The organism is Salinicola peritrichatus, from assembly GCF_003206715.1.
Taxonomy (GTDB): Bacteria; Pseudomonadota; Gammaproteobacteria; order Pseudomonadales; family Halomonadaceae; genus Salinicola; species Salinicola peritrichatus.
Map to the genome: position 1 here is coordinate 23201 of NZ_PZJU01000013.1, position 6488 is coordinate 29688.

5 protein-coding genes are annotated in these 6488 nt (G+C 66.5%); all 5 read right to left on the reverse strand.

Going from position 1 to position 6488, the window contains the following annotated elements; all coding sequences use genetic code 11:
- Positions 1 to 2 precede the first annotated feature (2 nt).
- The 5 genes from kdsB to DOM57_RS07580 all read right to left on the reverse strand — a co-directional run bounded on the left by kdsB (position 3) and on the right by DOM57_RS07580 (position 6323).
- The gene (kdsB, locus tag DOM57_RS07560; RefSeq protein ID WP_110648618.1) at positions 3 to 800 is read right to left on the reverse strand and encodes a 3-deoxy-manno-octulosonate cytidylyltransferase; all 798 of its coding nucleotides are present in this window, start codon (positions 798 to 800) and stop codon (positions 3 to 5) included.
- Complete coding sequence (locus DOM57_RS07565) at positions 797 to 997, reverse strand: Trm112 family protein (protein ID WP_110648619.1); 201 nt, start codon at positions 995 to 997, stop codon at positions 797 to 799. Before DOM57_RS07565 ends, kdsB begins: the two co-directional genes overlap by 4 nt.
- A gap of 110 nt (positions 998 to 1107) precedes the next feature.
- Positions 1108 to 2151 (reverse strand): tetraacyldisaccharide 4'-kinase, encoded by a 1044-nt coding sequence (gene lpxK / locus DOM57_RS07570; protein ID WP_110648620.1) that lies wholly within the window; start codon positions 2149 to 2151, stop codon positions 1108 to 1110.
- Entirely contained in the window at positions 2148 to 3887 is a 1740-nt protein-coding gene (gene msbA, locus DOM57_RS07575; RefSeq protein WP_110648621.1) for a lipid A export permease/ATP-binding protein MsbA, read from the reverse strand. Before msbA ends, lpxK begins: the two co-directional genes overlap by 4 nt.
- A gap of 126 nt (positions 3888 to 4013) precedes the next feature.
- Positions 4014 to 6323, reverse strand: coding sequence for a DNA internalization-related competence protein ComEC/Rec2 (locus DOM57_RS07580; RefSeq protein WP_239496148.1), 2310 nt, complete (start codon positions 6321 to 6323; stop codon positions 4014 to 4016).
- Between the last annotated feature and the right edge of the window lie 165 nt (positions 6324 to 6488).

The window sequence follows — 6488 nt, forward strand, 5'->3', positions numbered from 1 at the left end:
CCTTACTTCTCCCCACGAACTTGCCCTCCACGAACTTGCTGCTCCACGAAATGCTGGCGCACCCGCTCGAGATCCTCGAGCGTGTCGACGCCGCCCGGATACGGCGAGGTCACCGTCGCCACCTGAATCCGGTGACCATGCTGGAGCGCCCGCAGCTGTTCGAGCTGTTCGAGCTGTTCGAGCGGGGCTGGCGGCCAGGTCACATAGTCGGCCAGAAAACCGGCACGATAGGCATAGAGCCCGATGTGGCGCAGCCAGGCGTCCGTCTCCAGCAGCGTCGGCGGCTGGGTTTTCCAGGCGTTACGGTCCCAGGGGATCGGCGCGCGGGTGAAGTAGAGTGCGCGACCGGTCAGGTCGGTGACGACCTTCACCACATTGGGGTTGAACAGCGTATCCACGTCATGGATCGGCTCCGCCAGCGTCGCGACCGATGCGCCGTCATCCGCAACCAGCCGTTCGGCGACGCGATTGATCGCCTCGGCCGGCAACAGCGGCTCGTCGCCCTGCACGTTGACCACGAAGGTGTGCGGTGCCAGCGCCAGCTTGGCGGCGACCTCCGCCAGACGATCCGTTCCGGACGGATGATCGGCCCGGGTCATCACGACCTCGGCGCCGAAAGCCTGCGCGGCCTGCTCGATGCGCGCGTCGTCGGTGGCGATCACCACCCGCGCCGCGCCGCTCTCGCTGGCCCGCAGCCAGACGTGCTGAACCATCGGCAGCCCGTCGATCTCCATCAGCGGTTTGCCCGGTAGCCGGCTGGAACCGTAACGTGCCGGAATCACGACAACGAAATCGCTCATGGTGCCGGCGCCGCCTTACCGAGTTTCTCCTCGGTGGTCATCACACGGGCCTCTTTTTCCAGCATGACGGGGATGCCGTCGCGGATGGGATAGGCCAGGCCGCTGACCGAGCTCTTCAATTCGTTGCGTTCGCGATCGAAGGTCAGCTCGCTGTGGCTCACCGGACAGACCAGCATCGCTATCAATTCCTTATCCATGGCGATTCCTCTCAACCAAGATTCCTCCGTGTACGCCCTTTCATGCTTCCAGGACGCTCTTGCGCGCAACGCAGAGAACTGCGGGCGCCGAATACACCTTTTCGGCGATCCTATGATCGCGCCTTCGCCGCTTCGACACCAGTCGCTGCGTCCCATTGAGCCACGCACCCTGCCCACCAGTGCTCGAATGCCGGTTCGGGTAGCGCCTCGATGTCGAGCACCCAGCAGCGATCATCGGCAAACGCCCGGCATTTCACTCCATCCTTGGCGGTCATCACCACGGTGGCCGGCGCCGGCGGCAGATCCGTCGCCACGAACCGGTGATGATCGCCGAAGGCCCGCGGACGATGGGCGACGCCCAGTGCATCGAGCGTATCGAAAAACCGCTGCGGATGCCCGATACCCGCGAGCGCGACGACCGGCACGCCGGTGCTGAACGGCGGCGTCTCGACAGGATAGGTGGCCCCACTTGCCAGATGGCGCCATACCCGCGGCGCAATGCGCATCGTGAATCGCGCCACGCCTGCACCATCCTCCGGCTGCAGGCCGGCGAAACCGCCGTTGCCGACCAGCGCGTCCGCCTCGCGCAGACGCTCGACCGGTTCGCGAAGCGGTCCGCGCGGCAGGCAGCGACGATTGCCCAGACCACGCTGGCCATCGATGACGACCAACTCCAGCGTTCGCCCCAGGGCGTAGTGCTGCAGCCCGTCGTCGGCCAGCAGCACGTCGCAGCCGCGGGTGTCGATCAGCGCTCGCGCCGCGCGCGGACGGTCGGGGTCGACCGCCACCGCCACGCCGCTCTGCAGGGCCAGCATCAACGGCTCGTCGCCGCAGTGCTCGACCGGCGTTCGGTCATCGACGAGCAGTGGATATGTCGGCGCCTTGCCGCCGTAGCCGCGCGAAACGATGCCCGGCCGCCAGCCCTGCGCCTTCAGCCAGCGCGCCAGCCACGCCACCAACGGCGACTTGCCGGTGCCGCCGACACTGAGATTTCCCACCACTACCACGGGCACCGGGGCTTTCCAGATCTCCCGCCGTCCGTCCTCGAAGGCACGACGTCGCCGCTGTACGCCAGCGCGATACAGCGCCTCCAGCGGCGCCAGCAGCGCCAACCAAGGCGCATTGCGATACCAGGCGCGCTCGATCGGCGTCACGCCTCCTCCTGGAACTGCAACTGATGCAGCGAGGCATAGGCACCGCCTTTCTTCAGCAGTTCGGCATGGGAGCCGCTCTCGATGATGTTGCCCTGCTCCATCACGACGATGCGGTCGGCCCGCTCGATGGTCGAAAGCCGATGGGCGATCACGAAGGTGGTGCGACCGCGGCAGACCACCTCCAGCGCACGCTGGATGTAGCGCTCGGATTCGGTATCCAGCGCCGAGGTCGCCTCGTCGAGAATCAGTATCGGCGCATCCTTGAAGATCGCCCGCGCAATCGCCAGGCGCTGACGCTGCCCCCCGGAGAGCATCACCCCGTTGTCGCCCACCAAAGTGTCGTAACCCTTCGGCAGGCGCGCGATGAACTCGTGCGCGTAAGCCGCCCGCGCGGCCGACTCGATCACCTCGCGGCTGGCGTCGGGCACGCCGTAGGCGATGTTGTCGGCGATGGTGGTGTTGAACAGCGTGACTTGCTGAGAGACCAGCGCGATCTGCTGACGCAGCGGCGAAAGCCGATACTCCTGGATGTCGATGTCGTCGATCAGAATGCGTCCGCCGGTCGGGCGATAGAATCGCGGCAGCAGGCTCATCAGCGTGGACTTGCCGCTGCCGGAGCGCCCGACGATGGCGACCATCTGGCCGGCGGGCACGTCGAGATCAATGCCCTTGAGCACTTCGGGTTGATCGTCGGCATAGGCGAAATGCACATCGTCGAACCGGACCCGTCCCTCGAGCCGGTGCGGCTCGCGCTCCCCTTCGTCGACCTCGGTCGGCCGGTTGAGCAGGCCGAACAGCTCCTGCGATGCCGACAATCCCTTCTGAATGATGCTATTGACGTCGGTCAGCGAACGAATCGGTTTGGCCATCAACGAGGCAGCGGTGATGAAGGCGACGAACTCCCCCGGCGTCATGGCCTCCATCAGCTCCGGCGCCATCGCCAGCCATACCAGGCCCGCCAGCGCCAATGCCACCAGCAGTTGGATGACCGGCGTGCTGGTCGCCTTGGTCAGCGCTTCCTTGATGCTCTGCTCCCGGTTGTAGTTGCTGGCGGCTGCGAAACGCCGTTTTTCGTAATCCTCCGCGCCGTGGGTGCGCACCACGCGGTAGCCGGTCAAGGCCTCGGAGGCGACGTGGGTGACATCGCCCATGGAGTTCTGGATGCGCCGCGAGATCCTGCGAAAGCGCTTGCTGGTATAACGCACCACCAGCCCGATCAGCGGCGTCACGGCCATGAAGATCAGCGTCAGCAGCCAGTTGGTCCAGAACAGGTAGCCGATCAGGCCGAGCACGAACAGGCCTTCCCGCAGAATGATCGTGATCGCATTGGTGGCGGCGCCGGTCACCTGCTCGACGTGATAGGTGACCCGCGAGATCAAATGCCCGCTGGAGTGCATATCGAAGAAGCGTCCCGGCAGATGCAGCATATGGTTGAACACGTCGCAACGCAGCCTGTGCACCACGTTGCGCGCGACGTTGCTCATAAAATAGGTGCCGAGGAAAGTCCCGACGCCGCGGGTGGCGAACATCCCGATCACGAACAGTGGCAGGAAATAGCGAAAGGCGGCATCGGGGTGCTGAATGCCGTCGATGAGACGCTTCATCATTTCCGCCAGCGCCGTACTCGAAGCGGCGTAGATGGCATAGCCCGTCACCGCCAGCGCGAAAGAGCGCCATTCCGAATGAACATATTCAAGGAGACGTCGATAGAGTGCCCAACTGGAAGTTCGTGACACGGTAACTCCGTTCGACTGAAGAAAGAGACCTCGGTCGCCCGTGAGTGCGCGCCGACCGGGGCGGAAGCGCCAAGTCGGCTAACGATCGCTGCGGTCGTTGCCCGCGATCACGCAACTCGGGCGCATTCAGGGGCTGGATTCTACCCCAACATCCCGCTCCTCGACAGCCGCCCGACGAGACCAGCCCGGATGACGCTGTGTTTGCACCGTCAACGTTTCCGGTGTCAACCGCACCCGAACCGCCCCGTCGAAGGCGGTGTTCCAGATCCGGCTCCCCGCCTCGAGGAAACGTTCGACGACACGCGGCGCGGGATGCCCGAACGGATTGCCGCGGCCACTGCTGAAGACCACGTCATGGGGTCTTGCCGCCGCGACCAGCTCGGGCGACGAACTGGTCGCGCTGCCGTGATGCCCCGCCACCAGCAGATCGATGGAGCCAGGCGGCAACTCGTTCACGAACTGGCGTTCCCGCTCGCTGCCGGCATCCCCGGTGATCAACACCCGCCGCTCCCCCAGCGTCACCAGCAGCACACAGGAGCGGTCGTTACGCGACAGCTTCTCGCTGTCTGGCGGCGGCGAGAGGAACTGCCAGCGGGCTTCGCCAGCGCGCCAGCCGGCACCGGCCTGGCACGGCCGCGACGGCAGACCGAGAGTATTGCCACGCGGCGCCCACCAGCGCTCGACCCGGTGGTGTTCCAGCAATTCCGCCACGCCGCCGGCATGGTCGATGTCGCTATGGGTCACGATCACGGCATCGAAGTGTCGGCCGGCGGGCCACAGCAAGGCCGCCGGCATGAAACCGGAGGAAAAACGCGGCCCGGTGTCTACCAGCACGCGCTGACTGCGCGTTTCCAGTTCGACGAGCTGGCCTTGCCCGACATCGTAGACCGTCGCGATCAGCTCTCCCTGGGCCAGGGTCGGCGGACGCACGGCAGCGATCAGCGCGACGATGCCGACACTGCCCCAGATACGCGTCAGGCGCTCGATCCCCGGCAACAGCCAGAGTGCGCTCCACAGCAGCAACGCCAGTGCCAGCGGCCATTGCCACCACGGGTCCGGCATCCACAACGGCAGCCATTCGGCCGCCGCTTTCAACCCCGCCGCCAGGGCCTCGGCGAAGCGGTCGAAAGGCCACCAGGCCCAAGCCGCCAGTGCCGGCCAGGCAATCAGCATCCATCCGGCGAAGCCCAGCGGCACCATGATGCTGCCGACCAACGGCACCGCCAGCAGATTGATCAGTGGCGCCACCGGCGCAAGACGCCCGAAGGCCAGCAGCACGGCGGCCGCCATGACCGGCGCCAGGAGCCATTGGCTGCGCAGCAATGCGAGGCACCAGCCTCGCCAGCCACGCGGCTGGGGACGACCGGACCAGGCCAGGATCAGCACCGCGACGGCGGTGAATGACAGCCATACTCCCGGCCGCCAAGGCGCCAGAGGATCGCAGATCACCACCAGTGCCAACGCTAGCCACCATGCTTGCCACCACCCCGGTGCATGACGTCCGCTGGCCGCCCACAACCCGACCGAGGCCATGATCGCCGCACGCATCGCCGGCGGCCCGAAGCCGGCCAGCGCGGCATAAGCGAACGCCGCCGCCCCGGCACCGAACCACGGCCACAGCGTCATTCGCCATGCCCGGGGTTGGAGCAGCCGCGATGCCCGGCGCAGCAACCATAGTACGAGCATCGACACCAAACCGACGTGAAGGCCGGATATCACCATCAGGTGGGTGGTGCCGGTGGCGTTGAGCAGTTCCCAGTCGGCAGCTTCCAGGCGATCGCCGGCACCCAGCGTGAGCGCGGCGAGCCAACGCTTGCCGCGAGCCGACAGTGGCACTTCTTCCAGCCGCTCGAGCGCGGCCCGGCGTAACGAGAACGGCGCCGGTGCGAGCCGGGTCGCCGGCCCGTCGCGAACATACCCCAGCGCCTGGATGCCTTCCCGCCACAACCAGGCGTCGTAATCGAAGGTGTCGGGATTGGCGAATCCCAACGGCTGGCGCAAGCGAGCCGTCAGCGCCCAGCGTTCTCCGCCGGTGAGCACCGGCGCGCCATACCAGGAGAGCCTGACGCGCGCCAGATCGGGACAACGAGCGGCCTTCTCCAGCGGCTCGCAGCGCTCGACACTCAGCTCGAAACGCGACCGACGCGGGTCGATGTCCAGCGCCTGGATGCGTCCGCTCAGCGCGAAGTCCGAGCCGGCCAGCGATGCGGGCAGCACGCCCAGGCGCTGTTGATGGATCGAGCCAGCGCACCAGACGAATGCGAGCAAGCAAAGCCCCAGCCCCAGCGACCGTCGCCAGGCCACCAACGCCACGGCCAGCAGCATGCCCAGGGCGGCGAACCAGGGTGACCATGGCAGCGCATCGCCGCCGAGGGCGCCGGCAATTGCCGCCAACGCCAGCGGCATCGCCCAGCCCCAGCGCCCCAGCGAAATCAACGGCGGGAATCCGCGTTCGAAACGACAGCGGCCAAGCCCTTTAAGGAAACGCTGAAGAAATCGACGAGCAGGATGAAGCGCAAGGCGTACGGAGCGCAGGAACCGGAGCCTATGGGGTATAGGTGAGGATTCCGACCGGGCTGGCGCTCCAGCACCGCGCAACGC

Coding starts and splice junctions, on each gene's coding strand:
- kdsB (WP_110648618.1), bottom strand. CDS start 800: ATGAGCGATTTCGTTGTCGTGATTCCGGCACGTTACGGTTCCAGCCGG.
- DOM57_RS07565 (WP_110648619.1), bottom strand. CDS start 997: ATGGATAAGGAATTGATAGCGATGCTGGTCTGTCCGGTGAGCCACAGC.